This window comes from Streptomyces sannanensis (assembly GCF_039536205.1).
Taxonomy (GTDB): domain Bacteria; phylum Actinomycetota; class Actinomycetes; order Streptomycetales; family Streptomycetaceae; genus Streptomyces; species Streptomyces sannanensis.
The window spans coordinates 4,631,485-4,652,583 of sequence record NZ_BAAAYL010000001.1 but is presented as its reverse complement, the minus strand read 5'-3'; the positions used below and the strand labels follow the sequence as shown (position 1 = coordinate 4,652,583).

Sequence of the window (21,099 nt, the reverse complement as noted above, 5' to 3'; positions counted from 1 at the left end):
GCCCTGGCCCCGCATCACGGGGCCGGCCGGGCTCTCTCGCTTTCGTACTGGGTAACAGGAGCTCCCGGTGGCCGCAACGACGACGGCAGCAAGCTGCCAAAGTCCGCGGGCGCGAACCCACCGGATACCGGTCAGGGACCCGATGTTCACCGGAACGTTCCCACACACCCCGTCAACACAGCTATTTCGAAAGCTTTTTGATAGTCGGCAAACCTAGACTCGACCGGATTGCCGACGAGATACGAGTACTCAGCGAAGGAGCCTCCATGTTCGGACGGATCGGACGGTTCGCCGTCCTCCGCCCCTGGACGACCATCGCCGCCTGGGTTTTGGCGGCGGTGGCACTGGCCATGCTTTCCCCCCAGTTGAAGCCCATCAGCGACCAGGCCGAATTCCTGCCCTCCCACTACGAATCGGTGCGGGTCGCCGAACTGGAGAAGCGCGCCTTCCCGCAGCATGAACAGCCCGCCGCGATCGCGGTGTTCCAGCGGAAGGACGGCGAGCGGCTGAACGACGCCGACCGGGCCGATGTGGCGAAGGTGGCGGCCGGACTCCAGGACCGGAAGATCTCCCTGGTCAAGAAGGTGGAGACCAGCCCGCAGGCCGTGTCCCCCAACGGGAAGATCGCCCTGGCCTCCGTCGTCGCGACCGTCAAGGATCCGTACAACCCGGAGCTCACCGAGGCGGTCAAGGAGCTGCGCACGGAGGCCAGGACGCTGCTGGCCGGCACGGACCTGAAGATGGGCCTCACGGGAGCGGCCGCCACCGCACTGGACTCGCAGGAGTCCTCGGGGGACACCGACGCCATGATCATGAGCGCGACGCTCCTCCTGATCATCGTGCTGCTGCTGGTCATCTTCCGCAGCCCGCTCATCGCCATCATGCCGGTACTGGTGATCGCCGTGGCGTTCGTGGTGGCCACGGGCCTCATCTCCACCGCCGCCGAACTGGGCGGACTGCAGGCCGACAGCTCGATCTCCGCCATCCTGATCGTGGTGCTGTTCGGCGTCGGCACCGACTACATCCTGTTCCTGCTCTTCCGCTACCGCGAGCAGCTGCGCGAGGCAACGGCGCCCAAGGAGGCCATGATCCGGGCCGTGGGACTGGTGGGCGAGACCATCGCGTCGGCGGCCGGCGCGGTGATCGTGGCCTTCCTCGCTCTGCTGCTGTCCAGCATGGGCATGCTGCGCACCATGGGCCCGTCGCTGGCCATCTCGGTCGCCGTCGCGCTCGCCGCCGGGCTCACCCTGGTCCCCGCGGTCTTCTCGCTGCTGGGCACCAAGGCGTTCTGGCCGTCCAAGGCGTGGAAGAAGCCCGCACGGAACGCCGTGGCCGGCCGGGTCGGCCGGGCCGCCGCGAAGCGGCCGGCCGTGGTGGCCCTGCTCTCCGGCGGAGTGCTGGCCGTGCTGGCCGTGGGCGCGTTCGGCTTCCGTGCCGAGTTCGACGGCAACACCTCGCTTCCCAAGAACCTCGAGTCCGTACAGGCCATGAAGGACCTGCAGAAGGGCTTCTCCGCCGGACAGGCCGATCCCACCACCGTGTACCTGCGTTCCGACGACGGCTCCGCCCTCGACGGGAGCGAGCTGGACACGTTCCGCTCGGTGCTCGCCGGGGCGAAGGGGGTCGGCCAGGTCTCCCCCGCGGTCATGGGCGCCGACGGCTCCGTGGCCCAGTACAGCCTCGTCCTCACCAGCCCGCCGGCCGGGGAGCGGGCGATCTCGCTTGTCGGCGGTGAGCTGCGGGACACGGCGCACAAGGCGGCGCCGCAGGGTACGACCGCGCTGGTCGGCGGTACGACGGCGCTGCTGGCCGACATCAAGACGGCCGTCGAGCACGACTACAAGCTGGTGTTCCCGGTCGCGGGCCTGGCCATCATGATCATTCTCGGGCTGCTGCTGCGCAGCCTCGTCGCCCCGCTGTATCTGATGCTCTCGGTCGGCCTGGGCTTCGGCGCCACGCTCGGCGCGACGGTCTGGCTGTTCCAGAACGTCCGCGGCGAGAACGGACTGCTGTTCACCCTGCCGGTGATCGTCTATCTGTTCGTCGTGGCGATCGGCACCGACTACAACATCCTCATGGTGGCCCGGCTCCGCGAGGAGGTCCGGGCGGGCAAGTCCCCCAGGGAGGCCGTGGCCCGCGCCGTGGCGCAGTCCGCGCCCACCATCGGCTCCGCCGCGGTGATCCTCGCGGGGACCTTCGGTGTGCTGATGCTCGCCTCCAACACCATGCTCCAGCAGATGGGATTCGCCGTGGCCTTCGGCATCCTGCTGACCGCCTTCGTGATGGCGATACTGCTGGTCCCGACCTTGACCGGGCTGCTCGGTACGAAGGCCTGGTGGCCGGGTCACCAGGGAGACGCGCAGCCGCAGTCCGGCGACGCCGCGGATCATGCGGAGGACCGCGCGCTCGTATGACCTCGTACGGCCTCGGGTGACCTCGTTGTCACGAGAACGTACGGGCCTGCGCACGCCCGGGGAGCCGGCCCCGGGCGTACGCGGCGGCCTCAGAGCACCGCGAACGAGGTGTCGCGGCGGCGCCGGTCGGGCACAGCGACCTCCGGCGTCTCCGCGAGCGGCAGCAGCCCCAGCTCGGCGGCCCGTACTCCGGCCTGGAACCGGGACCGGGCACCGAGCTGGTTCATGATCTCCGCGACATGGCGCCGGAAGGTGCGTACGGACACGGCCAGCTCGCGGGCGGCGACCTCATCGGTGACCCCGGCACGCAGGGCGCCGAGTATCCGGGCGGCCGGCGTGGCGTGGGCACGGGCGTCGAAATCCACGCGCTCGTCGGCGGGCAGGGCGTTGCGCCACACCCCATCGAAGAGGGTGTGCAGGGTGTGGATCACTTCGGGCACTCGGATCACCGAGGCCCGGCGCCCCACGGCCGATTCCGCCGCCACCAGTGCGGCGCTCCCGTCGACGATCAGCGCCTGGAGCGGCGGGAAGCGGGCCACCCGGACCGCGATGGGCAGACCGCGCTCCACCTGCTCGCGGACGAAGGCCTCGTCCGGCACGATCGACGGTGAGCACAGCAGCCGGACACGGGCCGGCCCCTGCAAGGACAGCACCAGTTCCTGCAACCGCCGGCGCAGGCGCTCCGGATGCCCGGTGTCCCCGACGAGACGGATGTCGACGCCCGTCCTGGCTCCGGTGACCAGTTCCCGCGCGGTCTCCATGATCGCCTCGGATCCTTCCTCGACCGCGGTGATCCGCCGGTCCCGGAAGCCCTGGGCGCGATGGTTCGCGACCGTCGAACCGATCACCGCGCACACCTTGAGCAGAGCCAGCTCGAGATCGCCCTCGGCGATCCCGCCGCCCGCCGGCCCGGGCGGGCGCTCCGGCGCCACACCCGGCTCCCCCTGAAACGGGTACTCACACACGTTCCACCATCCTGCTCGGTGTCCTGCTCCGTCGCGCAGTCTCTCAGTACTGATCCGGCAGCAGCCCCAGTTCCACGGCGCGCACTCCCGCCTGAAAACGAGAATTCGCACCCAGTTCACGCATGATCTCCGCGACATGGCGGCGGTACGTCCGCAGGGAGATCCTCAGCTCACCGGCCGCCACGTCGTCCGTGCGGCCGGCGCACAGCTTCTCGAGAATGCGCCGCGTCAGGTCGCTGCGCAGCCGCGAACTCAGCCCGAGGTGATCGGCGAGCGGCCGGGCGTTCGCCCATGCGGCGGCGAAGAGCAGATCCAGGGCGCGGACCGCGGCCGGGTCATGCACGATCGATGCGTTCCCCTCGGCCTCCTCGGTCCTCGACCGCACCAGCGCGACCTCGCCGTCGACGACGAGTGCCTCGCGCAACTCGCCTTCGGCGATCCGGATCCGCAGCCACCCGGCGATCCTCGACCGGACGAGCGGGGCACACAGCGCACTCGGGGTGCAGAGCACACGGATCGCGGGCCGACCGGGCACGACGGCCCCGGCACGACCGGCCGACCGGGATTCCCGCGGCTCCGCGACTCCCAGCACCGCACTCATCGCGTCGGCGAAGGCCACGTCGTCCGCGAGCAGGACGCTGATCGCATACCGGGCACGACCGACGAGCTGCTCGATCGACTCGCCCATCCGGACGTCCGGCACACACACCATCGATAAACGCCCATCGGGCCGTTGCCGGTGCGGAGAGTCCGTGGATCCGGTCGACGCGGGTGGCGAACCACCGATGTACCGGAAAGGATCACTGGTCAACGTCCCCCCTCAGGAAAGTAGATCGCACGAAGCCGCCAGTCAATCCACAGGTCCCGGGTTGCGGAACCCTGTATGCCGTACACCCCGGACGTTTTCGGCCAGGTACGGGCCATGATCGGCCAGGACGACCACGTGGGCCACACTGCCGCACAACTCGTCCGCTTCGAGCGGCCGATTCCGGATACTGGTCCCGCAAAGCCTCTTTTTCCAAGACGAGTTGTGGACGACAGATGGCAACTATGATCACTGCGGTGAAACTCGCCCTCGTCGTCCCGACCCCGCCGGCACCACCGGATCGGGCGTCGGCCGAGCGGCCGGGGCAGCACGCCGCCCGAGCTCGTAAAATCGCCGGATGACCTCTCCCGACATCGACGCCCGCCCCGAAGCGGAGACCGACGCGCTTCGAGTGCTGCGCCGCGTCTTCGGCTACGACTCCTTCCGGGGAAGCCAGCAGGAGATCATCGAGCACGTGGTCGCCGGTGGCGACGCGCTCGTGCTCATGCCGACCGGTGGCGGCAAGTCGCTCTGCTACCAGATCCCCGCGCTCGTGCGGAAGGGCGTCGGTGTCGTCGTATCGCCGCTCATCGCGCTCATGCAGGACCAGGTCGACGCCCTTCGGGCGCTCGGTGTACGGGCCGGGTTCCTGAACTCCACGCAGGGTCCGGACGAGCGGTCGCTGGTGGAGGCGGAGTTCCTCGCCGGTGAGCTGGACCTGCTCTATCTCGCACCGGAGCGGCTGCGCGTCGAGTCGACGGTGCGGCTGCTGGAACGCGGCACGATCTCACTCTTCGCCATCGACGAGGCGCACTGTGTGGCCCAGTGGGGGCACGACTTCCGGCCCGACTACCTCGCGCTGTCCGCACTGCACGAGCGCTGGCCCGACGTACCGCGCATCGCGCTGACCGCGACCGCCACGGAGGCCACCCACGCCGAGATCGCGTCCCGGCTGAAGCTGCAGGACGCCCGGCACTTCGTGGCCAGTTTCGACCGGCCGAACATCCAGTACCGGATCACGGCGAAGGACGACCCGAAGCGGCAGCTGCTCGCGCTGCTGCGCACCGAGCACCCCGGTGACGCGGGCATCGTCTACTGCCTGTCGCGGGCGTCCGTCGAGAAGACCGCCGAGTTCCTGGTGAAGAACGGGATCGAGGCCCTGCCGTACCACGCGGGCCTCGATGCCGGTACGAGGGCCGAGCACCAGGCGCGCTTCCTGCGCGAGGACGGGCTGGTGATGGTGGCGACGATCGCCTTCGGCATGGGGATCGACAAGCCCGATGTGCGGTTCGTCGCCCACCTCGACCTGCCCAAGTCCGTGGAGGGGTACTACCAGGAGACCGGGCGGGCCGGCCGGGACGGCCTGCCGTCCACAGCCTGGCTGGCGTACGGGCTGCAGGACGTCGTGCAGCAGCGCAAGATGATCGGGACCTCGGAGGGCGACGACGCACACCGGCGGCGGCTGGGCGCACACGTCGACGCCATGCTGGCCCTCTGCGAGACGGTCGAGTGCCGCCGGGTGCGGCTCCTCGCCTACTTCGGCGAGAAGAGCACCGTGTGCGGCAATTGCGACACCTGTCTGACGCCCCCGGAGTCCTGGGACGGCACGATCCCCGCGCAGAAGCTCCTGTCGACCGTGGTCAGGCTCAAGCGCGAGCGCAACCAGAAGTTCGGGGCGGGGCAGATCGCCGACATCCTGCTGGGCCGGAAGACGGCGAAGGTCATCCAGTTCGATCACGACGCTCTCAGCGTCTTCGGCATCGGCACGGAGCTGAGCGAGGCGGAATGGCGCGGTGTCGTCAGACAACTGCTGGCCCAGGAGCTCATCGCGGTCGAGGGCGACTACGGAACGCTGGTGCTCACCGAGACGAGCGGTGAGGTGCTGAGCGGTCGGCGCAAGGTCACGCTGCGCCGCGAACCGGCGAAGCCCGCGCGGGCGGAGAAGGCCGAGAAGACGGCCAAGCGGCGCGGTGCGCCGGTCGACGTGCCGGAGGAGAAGCTGCCCGTGTTCGAGGCGCTGCGCGCCTGGCGTGCCGCGACGGCGAAGGAGCAGGGCGTTCCCGCGTACGTCATCTTCCACGACGCGACGCTGCGCGAGATCGCCGTCATGTCCCCGTCGACGCTTCCGGAGCTGGGCACGGTGAACGGAGTCGGCGAGAACAAGCTGGCGAAGTACGGTCAGCAGCTCCTGGACACGCTCGCGGAGTGCGCACCCGAGCCGGACTGAGGCGTGACGCCCACCGCCGAGTGGGCCTGGGGGAGGAAGCCGGGGAAGTGTCCCTCCTCGGTCGCCGGACAGGCTGGAGTCGTCCCGCGTCGCGAAGCCAACGCCCCTGGGGGGGGCCGGGGGCCGGCCCCCGCAGCGTGTCCCGGATCTCCGGACGGGTCCGCGCTCAGGCCGTGGTGCGCCCCCGCGGGGTGGCCTTCTTCGCCGTGGACCTGGTCGCTGTCTTCGCCGTCGTCTTCGTCGTCCTCTTCGCCGTCGCCTTCGCCGTCTTCGCCGTGGACTTCTTCGCTCCCGTCTCCTTCGGGGTCGCCGCCGCCTTCTTCGGCGCCGCCTTCCGCGTACGCAGCGGGGTGACCTCGACGGGCTCGCCCGCCGCCTCCTCCGCCTCCTCGCCGCGGGCGCGTCTCGCGGCGCTGACGCTCTTCTCCAGCGCCGCCATCAGGTCGATGACCTTGCCGCCGGCCGGGGCGGCCTCGGGGAGCATCGGGGTGACGCCCTCCGCCTTCGCGGCGATGAGGGATTCGAGCGCCTCGCGGTAGTCGTCGTGCAGCTCCTCCAGGTCGACCTCACCCAGCGTGTCCATCAGCGCGTCCGCCAGGTCGAGCTCGGCGTCGCGCACGGTGACCCGGGTCTCCGGGGCGACGCCTTCGGGGGCGCGGATCTCGTCGGGCCAGAGCAGCCCGTGCATGGCGATCACGTCGTCGCCGACGACGCGCAGCATGCCGAGGCGCTCGCGGCCGCGCAGGGCGTACTTCGCGATGGCGACCCTGTTGCTGCGCTTGAGGGCCTCGCGCAGCAGGGTGTACGGCTTGGCGGCGGGGACGCCGTTGGCCGCGAGGTAGTACGCCTGGTCCATCTGGAGCGGGTCGATGGTGTCCGCGGGGACGAAGGCCACGATCTCGACGGTCTTCGCGGTGGGCAGGGGCAGCGCCGCGAGGTCGTCGTCGGTGATCGGGATCATGGCGCCGTCCGCGTCCTCGTACGCCTTGACGATCTCTTCCGAGGGGATTTCCTCGCCGTCCAGTTCGCAGACCTTGCGGTAGCGGATCCGGCCGCCGTCCTTGTCGTGGATCTGACGGAAGGAGATCGAATGGGTCTCCGTGGCGTTCACCAGTTTGATCGGTATGGAGACCAGCCCGAAGGAGATCGCCCCGTTCCATATGGATCGCACTGTTCATCCCTTTCGCCGGGATACATGGGATTCTCATCGTATGACCCTCATCACCGAGGTGGAGGGGCGGCGGGTGACGCTCAGCAACCTCGACAAGGTGCTGTACCCGGCCACCGGAACCACCAAGGGCGAGGTGCTGCACTACTACGCGACCGCCGCCGACGCCTTACTCAGGCACCTTCACAACCGGCCGGTTTCCTTTCTGCGCTATCCGGACGGCCCCGACGGGCAGTTGTTCTTCACCAAGAATCCGCCGCTGGGCACACCCGCCTGGGTGAACACGGCGCCGGTGCCCCGCTCGGAGGACGCCGGCGCGCGGCAGGTGATGATCCAGGACCTGCCGTCGCTCGTCTGGGCGGCGAACCTGGTGGTGGAGTTCCACACCCACCAGTGGCAGGCCGGCATGCCCGGTCTCGCGGACCGGATGGTCTTCGACCTCGACCCGGGGGCGCCCGCGACGGTGGTGGAGTGCTGTGCGGTGGCGGCGTGGCTGCGGGAACGGCTCGGCGACGACGGACTCCACGCCTACGCGAAGACGTCCGGGTCGAAGGGGCTGCACGTGCTCGTACCGCTGGAGCCCACACCCTCGTCACGCGTCACGGCGTACGCGAAGAGCCTGGCCGTCGAGGCGGAGGCCGTCCTGCCTCGGCTGGTGGTGCACCGGATGACCCGCTCGCTGCGGCCCGGCAAGGTGTTCGTCGACTACAGCCAGAACGCGGCGGCCAAGACCACCGCCGCCCCCTACACCCTGCGCGCCAAGGCCGTGCCCGCCGTGTCCGCGCCGGTGACCTGGGGCGAGGTCGAGGGCTGCCGGGACCCCGGGGACCTGGTGTTCCTGGCGGACGACATCGCACCTCGGCTGGAGCGGCACGGGGACCTGTTCGGCCCACTGGCGGACCCGGACCGGGCCGGGCCGCTGCCGTGAACACGCTGCGGCCTCCCGTGAAGGTCGCGCTCGCCGAATCGGTGGGCGTGCTGGCGCGCGGGGACGGCTGGGCGTACGAGCCGAAGTTCGACGGCCATCGGGTGCTCGTCTTCCGCGACGCGGACGGGGTGGTGCTCCAGGCACGGTCCGGGCGGCTGGTCGGCAGCGCGTTCCCGGACCTGGCCGCGGCCGCCCGCCGGCTTCCGGAGGGCACGGTGCTGGACGGCGAGGCGGTGATCTGGACCGGCGGCCGTACGGACTTCGCGGCCGTGCAGCGCCGGGCCGCCGCGACCCCCGCCCGGGCCGCCGTACTGGCGCGCCGGCTACCCGCCTCGTACGCGGCGTTCGACCTGCTGGCGGACGGGGGTACGGATCTGCGGCGCGCACCCTACGAGCGGCGGCGGGCGCGGCTGGTGGAGCTGCTCGGGCCACTCGGGCCGCCGCTCCAGCCGGTGCCGATGACGACGGATCCGGAGCTGGCCGAGACCTGGTACGAGACGCTGCCGGAGACCGGGATCGAGGGGCTGGTGATGAAGCGTCTGGACCAGCCGTACCGGGGCGGCGTACGGGCCTGGCGCAAGCTGCGGCACACCGACACCCGGGACGCCGTGGTGGTCGGTCACACCGGCGCGCGGCAGCGGCCGGGCGCGCTGGTGCTGGTACTGCCCGGGGACGACACGCCGGTGGTGTCGAGCCCGCTGGCGCCGGGGCTGCGCACGGTGGTGGGGGCGGCGCTGGCAGGGGCTATCCCGGCCGGCGAGGGCACGGCGACGGCGGTGGGGGTGGGCGAGGTGACGTACCACCGAGTGGTGCCGGAGCTGGTGGTGGAGGTGGGGCAGCAGACGACACGGCACGGCTTCGTCACGGTCCTCCGGCCGAAAGAAAACTAATCAAGTTTGACCAGACCCGAAGCGGGCACCAACAGGATGTAGTCAAACTTGACGAGAGGACCAACCTTGACCGTACTGCCCGACACCGGCTACTCCCCCACCGCCGAGGACCGCGCGAGCATCGACGCCTGGTTCGCCGAGTACGACGAGCTCAGCGCCCGCCGGGAGATCGAGCGGATGGCCGACCTCGCGGTCTTCCCGCTCAACCTGGTCAGCGACGACCCGTCCGGCACCGGCCGCAGCGCCCAGTGGGACCGCAAGCAGTTCGTGGAGACGATGACCAAGGTCATGGGTGGCGCCGACGGCGGCGGCGACATCTCCTTCGAGTCCACCCGCACCCCGGTCTTCCTCAGCTCCGCCATGGCGGTGGTGTTCACCGACTCGGTGATGACCGCGGGCGGCCGGACACAGCAGCTGCGATACGCCGACATCCTGGTGAAACGGGACGGGAAGTGGGCGTTCCAGACGATGATCCAGGCCGGCTGGGGCAACGCGCTGACCTAGCTGGTCAGACTCGCAGCCACGTCCCGCGGTCCCGCGCCACCGCGTACAGGCCCTCGATGTCCGCGGGTTTCAGTACGCCGCCGAGCCGGGTCAGCTCGTCCGCCGCGTCGTCCCGCAGGATCCGCACATCGCGGAACGACGGCACGATGTCCACTCTGGCCGCTCCGTACAGGGCGAGCCCGGGGACGACCGCGGCGGCCAGGGCGAGCGAGGCCCGCTCGGCCTGCCGACGGGCCCACCTCAGCTCGGGGGTGGGCTCGCCGCGACCGGCCCTGACCATCGGGTCGGCGATCAGAACCCGCTGTCTGCGGGCGTGGAGCGTACGTACGGTCATCACCCCGGCCGGGCCGATCAGCACATGGTCGATCCGGCTGATGTCCCCGTCGCCCGGCAGCGGCACCGAGTGCAGCACTCTCCAGCCCGCCCCCTCCAGCCGCTCCAGCTCCGCGCCGACCGCCTGCTGCGCGGCGAGCTCGTCCCGCCGCGGGTCGTGCCGGTAGCGGTGCCGGGGCGCGAACCGTTCCAGCTCGGTGTGGAGCGCCTCGCCGGGGCGGTTGGGGGCGAGATCGTCGTCGGGGTGCAGGGACAGCCGCGCCAGCTCGGCCGCCGTGGGGACCGGCGGCGGCCCGACGGCGACGTCACCGGTGACGAAGGGCGCGAGAGCGGCGAGCACCTCCTGGCGCAGCTCGTCGTCGTCGTGGAGCAGGCTCACCCTGCCCGCGTCCCTGTCGTACCAGGCGACGCTCCTGCCGTCGCGCAGGCTGACGTACAGCCGTTCCTGACCGTGACGGAACACCGGAATGACCCTCAGTGCTGGCATGCCGCATCACCCCACCCGAATCCATGGGAACAGGCCGCGACCCGGAGAGGCAATATCCCGGTTACCGTGTTCGGGGGTACCGGGGGGCCATGACACTCCGGGAGGAGAACCTTGAGCTCCCACCGCCCCGCGACGGCAGTGCCGGTCCCCGGCGCGCCCCTGATCCCGCGCACGACCGCGCCGCCCACGGCGAGCACCCCATGAGGCGCCCCGCGTGGACGGCGACCCTGGCCTGGAAGGCCGCGGTCTTCATCACCGTCATGTGCTGTGCGCTGGCAGCCCTGCTGGGCGTGCTGGTGCATGTCTCGGTGACCCGGCAGACCGTGGCCGACGCCCGCGCGAGGGCCCTGGACCGGCTGACCGATGTCACCGCCGCGTACAAGGCGGGTCAGCCGCTGCCGCCGGGCGGCGGCCTGGACCCGCCGGACCTGCCCGCCCCGCTGCGCGAGCTCGCGCTGAGCGGCGAGCGCGGCACACTGGTCGTCGGCCACGGCGGCCGGTCCACGATGTGGGCGGCAGGGCCGGCGGACGGCCGGGCGCTCACCGCCCAGATCGACTACACCCTGAGCGCCCACACCATCGGCCACCTCGACCGGTCCATCCTCTGGTCGTCCGCGCTGGCCATCACCGCCACACTGATGGTCGGCGCCTTCGCGGTCACCCGGGTCACCCGGCGGCTGCACCAGACGGCCCAGGTGGCGCGGCGGATCAGCGCCGGTGACCTCGACGCACGCGTCAACGACCCCCGTACCGACTCGCGTCACCGGGACGAGGTGGCCACGGTCTCCGGCGCCCTGGACCACATGGCGGCCACCCTCCAGGACAAGCTGCTGAGCGAGCAGCGGTTCACCGCGGACGTGGCGCACGAGCTGCGGACCCCGCTGACCGGACTCCACGCGGCGGCCGAGCTGCTGCCACCGGGCCGCCCCTCCGAGCTGGTACGGGACCGGGTGCGGGAGATGCGTTCGCTCACCGAGGACCTGCTGGAGATCTCCCGGCTGGACGCGGGCGGCGAACGGGTCGAGCTCGATGTGCACCGCCTGGGGCCGCTCGCCGAACGCGTGGCGCGGGCGTCGGCCACGGAGGTCCGGATCGTACGGGACACCTATGTGGAGACCGACAAACGGCGACTGGAGCGGGTACTGGGCAATCTGATCGCCAACGCCCACAGGCACGGCGCGCCGCCGGTGACACTGACCGTGGACGGGCCCGAGGTGACCGTGCGGGACCACGGGCCGGGCTATCCCGGCTATCTGGTGGACCACGGGCCGCAGCGGTTCAGGACCGAGGGTGGCGCGAAGGGGCACGGACTCGGGCTGACGATCGCCCTCGGACAGGCGGCCGTGATCAGGGCCCGACTGGCCTTCGGCAACGCGCCGGACGGCGGGGCCGTGGCCCGGCTCACGCTGCCCGAGTACGCGCACATCGAAGACCTCGACGGCCCTGAGTGACGTCACATCAGTGACCGGCCAGGCGGACGAAACCGGCGCAGAGCATCACATATGCGGATGCAAAACCCGACTGCTTGCTACGTTTCGTGACATGACCGCAACGGCGGCGGACGCGCCCCCACCCGATGTGCGCCTCACCGGACGGCGTGGCGTCGAACTCGCCCTTCTCGTCGCGGCGGTCCTTGTCGCCGTCCTCGGCTACGTCGACGTGGGCATCGCCAAGAACGGCGCGGTACCGCCCGACACCGCCGCCTACGGCGCGGGGCTCGGCGGCCTCGCGCTCCTCGCCCATTTCGCCGTGCGCTTCCGCGCCCCCTACGCCGATCCGCTGCTGCTGCCCATCTCGGTCCTGCTCAACGGCCTGGGACTGGTGCTCATCTACCGGCTCGACCTGGAGACCCCGCACGACCGGGCCGCCCCCGCCCAGCTCATCTGGTCCACCGTCGGCGTCGCCCTCTTCATCACGGTCGTGGTCCTGCTGCGCGACCACCGGGTGCTCCAGCGGTACGCCTATCTCTCGATGGCCGCCGCGCTGGCGCTGCTGACCGTGCCGGGCTTCTTCCCCGCGGTGAACGGCGCCAAGATCTGGATCCGGGTGGACGCGTTCTCCTTCCAGCCCGGCGAGTTCGCCAAGATCCTGCTCGGCCTCTTCTTCGCCGCGTACCTGGCCGCGAACCGGCACGCCCTCGCCTACACCGGCCGCAAAATCTGGCGTCTGCAGCTGCCGACCGGCCGGGTGCTCGGCCCGATCGTCGCGATCTGGCTGCTCAGCGTCGGCGTCCTGGTCCTGGAGCGGGATCTGGGCACCTCACTGCTCTTCTTCGGACTCTTCGTGATCATGCTGTACGTGGCCACCGGACGCATCGGCTGGATCGCGGTCGGTCTACTGCTCGCCGCGGTCGGCGCGTTCGCCGTCGGCACGCTCGAACCGCATGTGAACAGCCGGGTCGAGGACTGGCTCGACCCCTTCGCCTCCATCCGAGCCGACCGCGGGCCGGGCCAGCTCGCCCAGTCGCTGTTCGCGTTCGCGGCCGGCGGGACCCTCGGCGTGGGGCTCGGACTGGGCCACTCCAGCCTCATCGGTTTCGCCGCCAAGTCCGACTTCATCCTCGCCACGGCCGGCGAGGAGCTGGGCCTGTCCGGGCTCACCGCGGTCTTCCTCCTCTACGCCCTGCTGGTGGCCCGCGGCTATCGCGCGGGGCTCGCCCAGCGCGACCCGTTCGGGCAGCTGCTGGCGATCGGCCTCTCCTCGATCCTGGCCCTCCAGGTCTTCGTGATCGCGGGCGGAGTGATGGGACTGATCCCCCTCACCGGAATGGCGATGCCGTTCCTCGCACAGGGCGGATCGTCGGTCGTCACCAACTGGGTCATCGTGGCGCTGCTGATCCGGGTCAGCGACCTGTCCCGGCGGCCGGGCCCGGCCGCCGCCCCCGAACGGACCTCCACCGTCGCGGGAGGCACACCGTGATCATCCCCCGACGTCCCGACTCCGCCCGACGAGGGGGGACCCCCACCATCCGGCACGCCGCCGTCTTCTGTCTGCTGCTGCTGATCGCGCTGCTGGTGAACGCCGCCCGCGTACAGCTCTTCGAGACCGACACCCTCAACGCGAACCCGGCCAACCGCCGCGCCACGATCGTCCGTTACGCCCAGCCGCGCGGCGACATCCTCGTCGACGGCCTCCCCGTCACCGGTTCCAAGGACACCCGCGAGCAGCTGCGCTACGAGCGCACGTACCTGAACGGTCCGATGTACGCACCCGTCACCGGCTATGTCTCGCAGACCTACGGCACCACCCTGCTGGAGAACACCGAGGACTCCCTGCTCTCCGGCACCGACCCGCTCCTCGCCCCGTTCCCGATGTGGCACGACGTCACCCGCGGACAGCGGCCCGGCGGCCACGTCGTCACCACCATCAAAGCCCTCGTGCAGCGGGCGGCGTACGAAGGCCTCGGCGGCCGACGGGGCGCGGTCGCCGCGATCGAGCCCGCCACCGGCAAGATCCTCGCGCTGGTCAGCAGCCCTTCGTACGACCCCGGGCTGCTCTCCGGCAACTCCCCCTCCGTCACCGAGACCTGGACCCGGCTGAACTCCGCGACCAGCCAGCCGATGCTCAACCGGGCCATCCGGGAGACCTATCCACCCGGCTCCACCTTCAAGATCGTGACGGCGGCGGCCGCGCTGGACGCCGAAGTCGTCACCGATGTGGACGCCCCCACCGACACACCCGATCCGTATGTGCTGCCCGGCACCCGCACCGAGCTGACCAACAGCGCTCGCGGATGCACCGAGGCGTCCCTCGCCGACGCGATCCGGGTCTCGTGCAACACCGTCATGGCGGACTTCGGGGTGAAGGTGGGGCTGGACCGGATGGTGAGCACGGCGGAGAAGTTCGGCTTCAACGACACCGGGCTGCGGATCCCGTCCCCCGTGGCCAAATCCAACTTCGACACCTCCATGAGCGAGGACCAGCTGGCGCTGTCCTCCATCGGCCAGTTCAACACCAGGGCGACACCGCTGCAGATGGCGATGGTCGCGGCAGCGGTCGCCAACGGCGGTGAACTCAAGTACCCCTGTCTCGTGGACCGTACGACCGACGCCGACAGCGACACGGTCGACCGGAACCTGCCCCGCACGTACCACTGGGCCATGCACGCCTCCACCGCCCTCCGCCTCCAGCGGATGATGGTCGCCGCCGTCGAGAGCGGCAGCGGCACCAACGCCGCCATCCCCGGCGTGACGGTGGGCGGCAAGACCGGCACCGCCCAGCACGGAGTGCGCAACGCCGAAACGCCCTATGCCTGGTTCATCTCCTGGGCACAGGCCTACGGCTCCGCCGTCCCCGCGGTGGCGGTCGCCGTGGTCGTCGAGGACGCCGCCGCCGACCGCTCCGAGATCAGCGGCGGACGCAGCGCGGCGCCGATCGCCCGCGCGGTGATGGAAGCCGCGCTGAGAAGCTAGTGCTGTGGCCGGAAAGGTTTGCCGGGAAGCTCGCGGCTCCCCCAGCTACCTCCCCCAGGCACGCGCGCTCGCTACGGTGACCGGGCCCGGATGTCCGGGGAAGCTGGATGTCATGAAGACTGCCGAGGAGACAGCCGAGAAGACAGTGACGGCCGCACTGGAACGCATCGAACGGCTCGACACCGAGCTGTGCGCGTTCATCGAGGTGTGGCCCGAGGAAGCGCTGGCCCGGGCTCGCGAGGTGGACCGGAGGGTGAAGGCGGGCGAGCGGCTGCCGCTCGCGGGCATGCCCATCGCCGTGAAGGGCCCGACCGGCATCCCCTCCTTCGCCGCCCGGCAGCTCGTCCGAGCCGGCTGCGTCCCGGTCGGCTCCACCGCGGTCCCGGGACCCGAGCGTGAATGGCAGACCTGGGGCCGCGGCGCACACGGCCGCACCGTCAACCCGTACCGCCGCGACCGCACCCCCGGCGGCTCCTCGGCCGGCTCCGCCGTCGCCGTCGCGGCGAGCATGGTGCCGCTGGCCACCGGCAGCGACGGGGCCGGCTCGGTGCGTATACCGGCGGCCTGGTGCGGGGTGCTCGGACTCAAGACGACCAACGGCCTGCTGCCGTCACCGGACCGCACAGGGCTCGCATCGGCAGGGGTGCTGGCGAGGGGCGCGACGGAGGCGGCGGCCTATCTGCGGTGTGTACTGGGGCTGCGCGCCCCGGTGGTGCCGCTCCCGCTCACCGCCACCTGGTCCCTGTCGCTCGGCTTCGCGGACTGCGCCCCTGAGGTGGCGGCGGTGGCGCGGGCCGCCGCGGAACGCTGGTCCGCGGCGGGCATCGTACGACTGACGGACCGCCCGCTCATCCTGCTCGACCCACGCCGGGCCTGGTACGCGATACGGGGCGGCGCCCCGGACGCGGCCGCCCCACTACGCGCCGAGAACAACCGCCGCCTGGACGCCCTCTTCGCCGCCACGCCCCTGCTGCTCACCCCGGCCACCCCGAACCGCCCGCACGGCCACGACGGCCCGGGCGAGCGCTACTCCACCGCGCTCACCTGGGCGTTCAACGTGAGCGGCCACCCGGCGATGTCCCTGCCGGCCGGCTTCACGCCCGACGGCTGCCCGGTCGGCCTCCAGGCGGTCGCGCCCCATGGCGCCGAGCACCTGCTGCTCCGGCTCGCACAAGCGGTTGAAGCCGCCGGTCGGAGTGCGAGCTTCCCGGCGGAGGCGGAGTGACCATACGGGCACGCGATCAGTAGGTGAGCGCGTCCTCGGCAGTTTTGAAGAAGCTGGTGACCTCGGGGTCGTTGAGCGTGACGGGTCCGCCGACGACGGTCACCTCGGTCGGGCTCTGCGACGCATCGAGGGCGATGTTGACGCTGTCGACGCTCTTGCCGCCCTCGACGTCCGCACGCGAGAGCATGATCCCGGCGTACGCGCTGTCGCCGCCCTTCAGAACGAACCCCTTGGCAGCCGGCCCCATGTGCCCGGCGGCGCCGTCGAGTGCGGGGAACGTGATCACCGGCTCCGAAGTCGGCAGCAGACACGGCTTGCTGCCGCTGTTGGTGGCGGTCAGCAGCGCGTGATTGACCGGCCGGGACGCCACGACGACCTTGTAGGTGAGCTCAGCGGTCCTGCACACGCGCACCCTGTCACCGGTGCCGCTGCCCGAGTCACCGCCACCGGTACCTCCACTGCTGCCGCTGCCGCCGGTTCCGCCGCTGCTGGCGCTGCCGCCGGTGGTGGCGGACGGCGTCGCACCGCCGGCCGGCTCGGCCGACGCGCCCGTGTCCGCATCCTTACCCTGGTCCGTGCCCGCGGCAGTGGCGCTCGCGGTCGCGCCTGAGGCGGCCTTGTCGGCCCCGTCTCCTCCACCGCACGCGGTCAGTGTCAGAGCGCCGAGCGACAGCGCGGCGAGTACGGCGACGGTACGACGCGAACGGGCTGCGTAAGTCATGAGGAGTCCCCCTGGGTTTCATTTCACGATGTCCCGATGATCTTGCTCCATGGAGGCGGCGCTTCCGCTCGTTCGCACCGGTCGGAGTCAAATCCGAACAAGGGCGTGACATTGTCACAGAAGCCGGACGCACCGCCGGCGCAGGTCGTACGGCCGGGGTCAGATCTCGGTGAGGTCAATGTCGAGTGGGAACGGGACGGCGAGCTTGAGCCGGTCGTGATGAATGCCGGTGATGGCATACGTGTGGGTCGCCGGGTCGAGCTCGTAGACGTACACGACCGGCAGTCCATTGCTCTTCTCCACCCGCCAGAAGTGCGGGATACGTGCCCCGGCGTACTTACGGGGCTTGATCTCGCGGTCCCGCTCCACGGAGTCGTCCGAAATGATTTCGACGGCCAGAATGATGTCGCTCGGGTCGTACCAAGTCTGCTCCCGGCTGGTGCGGGCCTTCCGAGGCACCACCATGAGATCGGGCTCCGGGCGGTCTCGCTTGGCGAGCTTGGTGGTCATCTCGCGGACGACGTAGAGGTCTTCCGGTGCAGCACTCACCAGGGCGAACTCCAGCAGGCGCAGAGTCGCCATGTGGAAGTCGGTCTGCGGACTCATGAAGAACAGTCCCCCGTCGATCAACTCGGTGTGCGGCGGGAGACCCGGAATCCGGTCAAGGTCGTCCGCAGTCCACCCGCCGGCGGGGGGCATCGGAAATGCGTACTGCTCTTCCCGCTCGTCTTCGGCTGCGGCACTCATCAGCGCTCCCATGTGATGGAGTGTGGCTGGTACGGCCAGCGTACCCAGCGGGAACGCTGATGAGCCGCGCCAAAGAGTGAACGGCGGCCTCTGCCTCAGCTGCCCGGCACCGGCTCCCGTCGCCGCAGCCACTCGGGCGGCACACCGTCGACGCCCGTGCGGGCCGCCACGATGCCGCCCGTGATCGCACAGGTCGTGTCCACGTCGCCGAAACCCTCCGCGGTCGTCCACAGTGCGGACGCCAGGTCGTCCAGGTGCCGAGCGGCCGACCAGACGGCGAAGGGCACGGTGGGGGTACCTCCCATGCCGAAGGCTTTGGGGGAGCGTCCGCGCGGATTCTCTGCCCATTGCCGAGCAGGTCGGCGGCCCGCCAGGGCTCCGTGGCGAAGGGCACCCCGGCGGCGCGCAGCAGTCCGTCCCTTACCAGGCTCTCGGGAGTACGTTCCGCGACGGCGCCAAGGGTCAGTTCACCGCGGGCCGACAGCGCGGACGCGGTCGCAACGGCCACCGCTCCGGCCACACCCTCCGGGTGGGCGTGGGTAACCCGGGCCGACAACTCGGCCTGCGCGGCGGCCAGTTCCAGATCGTGCGAGAACCACGCCCCGAGCGGGGCCACCCGCATCGCGGCCCCGTTGCCCAGGCTGCCCTCGCCGCCGAAGAGGCCCGGCGCGAGGGTGGGCCAGTCGTCGGGGTCGTCCAGCAGGCGCGGCAGGAGCTGATGCATGCCGCTGCCGTACCCGCGCGCAGGGTCGACCTCATAGCCGAGGGCGAAGGCCCGGGCGAGGGCGCCCGGCCGGATCTCCCCGTGCTCCTCGAGGACACGCATGATGCCCAGGGCCATCGCCGTGGGGGTACCTCCCATGCCGAAGGCTATGGGGGAGCATCGGTCCAGTGCCACTCCGGCTCCTCGGGCGTGCGCCGGGCGCGGATCTCGTCGTACGCCTGCCGGGGTTCGCGGAACAGCGGAAACCACCGCTCTCCGAAGGCGTCGCCGAGGGCGAGTCCTTCGAGGCTGCGGCGCGCGAGCTCTCTTGCCATGGCCCCATGCTGCCCGATGGGCCCTCATAGATCGAGCTGGTATTCGAGCGCCTTGTGCGTCGGTGTGTAGCCGAGGCTGTCGTTGACGCGCCGCATGTGCGCGTTGCTGTCGGCGGTGTCGGTCAGCAGGCCGGCGAGGTCCGGGTAATGTTCGCGCGCCTGCCGGATCGACTCGGCCTTCATCCACCGGCCGAGGCCGTGTCCGCGGTGTTCGGGCAGGACACCGGTGCCGTAGTGCTGGGCGTCGCCCTTTTTGCTGCCGGGAACGACCAGTTCCGTGAACCCGGCGATCGAGCCGTCCGACTCGTCGATGGCGACGACCGTGCGCAGCAGGTCGCCGCGCTGTTCGACGGCCCGCGCCGCGGCCCGTACCCGGTCCACGTCCCAGGTCACTGTGCCGTAGTCGGTGTCGTCCATCGGCATGTCGTCCATGGCACGGCGCGAGTCGGCGAAGGTCCGGGCGAGGCCGTCGGGGACGGTGCCGTTCCATGAGGCGAGCCGGTAGCCGGGGTGCGGCTGCTCGACCGTCTCGCGGAGGGCCGCGATGTCCGCTTCGGCCAGCGCCAGCCGGGCGTAGGTGAGCGTGAGGACCTTGCGGAAGCCCCGGGCCGACAGAAACAGCTCGCCGGGAGATCCGGCGTCGGCCTGGGCGACGACACAGCGCCTGCCCTCCTCGCGGGCGGCGGCCACGACCGCACCTATCAGGAGGGAACCGACGCCGGCACGGCGCTCGGCCGGGTGGACGTGGAGCTCCAGCTCGGCCAGGTGCTCCTGCCCGGCCCGGGTGAAGAGACGCAGGAAGGCCGACCCGACGGGTGCGCCGTCGGCGTCGGAAGCCAGCCATACGAGACGGTGGCCGCCCGGGCCGCGGTCGGGGTCGGTCAGTGCAGTGATGCGGATCGACAAGGTGTCTCCGTCGTGAGGAGGTGGCAAGTGTCAGGACGCGGGTTCGATCGCCGGTCACTTCTGCGCATGTGCTGCACACCTCCTTGTCGACGGGCCGGTCCAAGGGGCGTTGCCCTCGGCCGGGAGAACGCAACCACACCGCCGGACCGTCCGCAACGGACTATTGCGCTGCGCCCTCCTCGATCGCGGACTCGACCTCCGCGACCCGTTCGGCCTCCTCCGCGGCGAAGCGTTCCCGGTCGAGCTGTTCGGCGATCTCCTCGTCCTGGGCCATGAGCAGGTCGAGGTTGGAGTCGCCGAGGTCGTAGACGCCCATGTCGAGGTAGGCCTTCTGGAGGCGTTCGCCCCAGAGGCCGATGTCCTTGACGCACGGGACGATCCGGCTGAAGAGCAGCTTGCGGAAGAGGCGCAGGAATTCGGACTGCTCCGAGAGCGCCTCGGCCTCCGGCTTGGGAATGCCGAAGTTCTCCAGGACTTCCGTGCCGCGCAGCCGGTCGCGCATCAGGTAGCAGCCCTCGATGACGAATTCCTCGCGTTCGCGGAGTTCGGTGTCGGTGAGCTGCTTGTAGTAGTCCCGCAGCGCCATCCGGCCGAAGGCGACGTGCCGGGCCTCGTCCTGCATGATGTAGGCCAGTATCTGCTTGGGCAGCGGCTTGTCCGTGGTGTCGCGGATCATGCCGAAGGCGGCCAGTGCGAGACCCTCGATGAGGACCTGCATACCGAGGTAGGGCATGTCCCAGCGGGAGTCGCGCAGGGTGTCGCCCAGCAGCGACTGGAGGTTGTCGTTGATCGGGTAGAGCATCCCGATCTTCTCGTGCAGGAAGCGGCTGTAGATCTCGGCGTGCCGCGCCTCGTCCATGGTCTGGGTGGCGGAGTAGAACTTCGCGTCCAGGTCGGGGACGGATTCGACGATGCGCGCCGCGCACACCATCGCACCCTGCTCACCGTGCAGGAACTGGCTGAACTGCCAGGAGGCGTAGTGCCGGCGCAGATCGCCCTTGTCCCGGTCGCTCAGCTTCGCCCAGTACGGGGTGCCGTAGAGGCTCATCGCCTCGTCGGGGGTGCCCAGCGGGTCGTACGGATCGACCTCCAGGCCCCAGTCGATACGGGTGGCGCCGTCCCACTGCTTGTCCTTGCCCTTCCGGTACAGGGCGAGGAGGCGCTCGCGCCCCTCGTCGTACTCCCAGCTGAAGCGGGCCGCACCGGAGGCGGGCACCTGCCAGAGGGGGTCACCCGGGAGGTCGGTGTAGAGCTCATGAGTGGACATACACGGCAGGCTCACACGGTGTTGGACGCCGGGTCAACAAGAGGCGCGCAGAGGGGTTGACG

General features: G+C 70.7%; 17 protein-coding genes and 1 pseudogene. 9 read left to right on the top strand and 9 right to left on the bottom strand.

Going from position 1 to position 21,099, the window contains the following annotated elements:
- The first annotated feature begins 266 nt into the window (after positions 1-266).
- Positions 267-2,414 (top strand): MMPL family transporter, encoded by a 2,148-nt coding sequence (locus ABD858_RS22020; RefSeq protein ID WP_345040274.1) that lies wholly within the window; start codon positions 267-269, stop codon positions 2,412-2,414.
- 89 nt (positions 2,415-2,503) lie between these two features.
- On the opposite strand, the gene ABD858_RS22015 is transcribed toward ABD858_RS22020, so the two are convergent.
- Positions 2,504-3,346, bottom strand: coding sequence for a LuxR family transcriptional regulator (locus ABD858_RS22015; protein ID WP_345040272.1), 843 nt, complete (start codon positions 3,344-3,346; stop codon positions 2,504-2,506).
- Positions 3,347-3,422: 76 nt separating this feature from the next.
- A complete protein-coding gene (locus tag ABD858_RS22010; RefSeq protein ID WP_425586237.1) occupies positions 3,423-4,091 on the bottom strand; it encodes a response regulator transcription factor in 669 nt (222 codons plus the stop codon).
- A 451-nt stretch (positions 4,092-4,542) separates the two neighbouring features.
- On the opposite strand from ABD858_RS22010, the gene recQ reads away from it, so the two are divergent.
- A complete protein-coding gene (gene recQ / locus ABD858_RS22005) occupies positions 4,543-6,411 on the top strand; it encodes a DNA helicase RecQ (protein WP_345040267.1) in 1,869 nt (622 codons plus the stop codon).
- A 166-nt stretch (positions 6,412-6,577) separates the two neighbouring features.
- Here the strand turns inward: recQ and ku are convergent, their stop codons facing one another.
- Positions 6,578-7,582, bottom strand: coding sequence for a non-homologous end joining protein Ku (ku, locus tag ABD858_RS22000; RefSeq protein ID WP_345040265.1), 1,005 nt, complete (start codon positions 7,580-7,582; stop codon positions 6,578-6,580).
- A 40-nt stretch (positions 7,583-7,622) separates the two neighbouring features.
- Here ku and ligD point away from each other — a divergent pair, with 40 nt between their 5' ends.
- The 3 genes from ligD (at position 7,623) to ABD858_RS21985 (ending at position 9,901) form a co-directional block, all read left to right on the top strand.
- Positions 7,623-8,507 carry a non-homologous end-joining DNA ligase gene (gene ligD / locus ABD858_RS21995; RefSeq protein ID WP_345040263.1) on the top strand — a complete coding sequence of 295 codons (885 nt, stop codon included), beginning with the start codon at positions 7,623-7,625 and terminating at the stop codon, positions 8,505-8,507.
- A gap of 17 nt (positions 8,508-8,524) precedes the next feature.
- Positions 8,525-9,397, top strand: a complete 873-nt coding sequence (locus tag ABD858_RS21990) for an ATP-dependent DNA ligase (protein ID WP_345040261.1) — start codon at positions 8,525-8,527, stop codon at positions 9,395-9,397.
- A 66-nt stretch (positions 9,398-9,463) separates the two neighbouring features.
- Positions 9,464-9,901, top strand: a complete 438-nt coding sequence (locus ABD858_RS21985; protein ID WP_345040259.1) for a nuclear transport factor 2 family protein — start codon at positions 9,464-9,466, stop codon at positions 9,899-9,901.
- A 4-nt stretch (positions 9,902-9,905) separates the two neighbouring features.
- Here the strand turns inward: ABD858_RS21985 and ABD858_RS21980 are convergent, their stop codons facing one another.
- Positions 9,906-10,721: a nuclease-related domain-containing protein gene (locus ABD858_RS21980; RefSeq protein WP_345040256.1), complete on the bottom strand. Its 816-nt coding sequence runs from the start codon at positions 10,719-10,721 to the stop codon at positions 9,906-9,908.
- Between the two features lie 200 nt (positions 10,722-10,921).
- Between ABD858_RS21980 and ABD858_RS21975 the strand changes: the two genes are divergently transcribed.
- The 4 genes from ABD858_RS21975 (at position 10,922) to ABD858_RS21960 (ending at position 16,358) form a co-directional block, all read left to right on the top strand.
- Positions 10,922-12,172 (top strand): ATP-binding protein, encoded by a 1,251-nt coding sequence (locus ABD858_RS21975; RefSeq protein ID WP_345044770.1) that lies wholly within the window; start codon positions 10,922-10,924, stop codon positions 12,170-12,172.
- A 91-nt stretch (positions 12,173-12,263) separates the two neighbouring features.
- The gene (locus ABD858_RS21970) at positions 12,264-13,640 is read left to right on the top strand and encodes an FtsW/RodA/SpoVE family cell cycle protein (RefSeq protein WP_345040254.1); all 1,377 of its coding nucleotides are present in this window, start codon (positions 12,264-12,266) and stop codon (positions 13,638-13,640) included.
- A 2-nt stretch (positions 13,641-13,642) separates the two neighbouring features.
- Complete coding sequence (locus tag ABD858_RS21965; protein WP_345044767.1) at positions 13,643-15,133, top strand: penicillin-binding transpeptidase domain-containing protein; 1,491 nt, start codon at positions 13,643-13,645, stop codon at positions 15,131-15,133.
- A gap of 112 nt (positions 15,134-15,245) precedes the next feature.
- Complete coding sequence (locus tag ABD858_RS21960) at positions 15,246-16,358, top strand: amidase family protein (protein WP_345040252.1); 1,113 nt, start codon at positions 15,246-15,248, stop codon at positions 16,356-16,358.
- Between the two features lie 16 nt (positions 16,359-16,374).
- Here the strand turns inward: ABD858_RS21960 and ABD858_RS21955 are convergent, their stop codons facing one another.
- The 5 genes and pseudogenes from ABD858_RS21955 to ABD858_RS21935 all read right to left on the bottom strand — a co-directional run bounded on the left by ABD858_RS21955 (position 16,375) and on the right by ABD858_RS21935 (position 21,037).
- On the bottom strand, positions 16,375-17,079 hold the full coding sequence (locus ABD858_RS21955) for a DUF4232 domain-containing protein (RefSeq protein ID WP_345040248.1): 705 nt from the start codon (positions 17,077-17,079) through the stop codon (positions 16,375-16,377).
- A 159-nt stretch (positions 17,080-17,238) separates the two neighbouring features.
- The gene (locus tag ABD858_RS21950; protein ID WP_345040246.1) at positions 17,239-17,826 is read right to left on the bottom strand and encodes a Uma2 family endonuclease; all 588 of its coding nucleotides are present in this window, start codon (positions 17,824-17,826) and stop codon (positions 17,239-17,241) included.
- Positions 17,827-17,921: 95 nt separating this feature from the next.
- Positions 17,922-18,864, bottom strand: a pseudogene (locus ABD858_RS21945) (ADP-ribosylglycohydrolase family protein).
- 24 nt (positions 18,865-18,888) lie between these two features.
- A complete protein-coding gene (locus tag ABD858_RS21940) occupies positions 18,889-19,770 on the bottom strand; it encodes a GNAT family N-acetyltransferase (RefSeq protein WP_345040244.1) in 882 nt (293 codons plus the stop codon).
- A gap of 160 nt (positions 19,771-19,930) precedes the next feature.
- Positions 19,931-21,037, bottom strand: a complete 1,107-nt coding sequence (locus ABD858_RS21935) for a ferritin-like domain-containing protein (RefSeq protein WP_345040242.1) — start codon at positions 21,035-21,037, stop codon at positions 19,931-19,933.
- Positions 21,038-21,099: the final 62 nt, after the last annotated feature.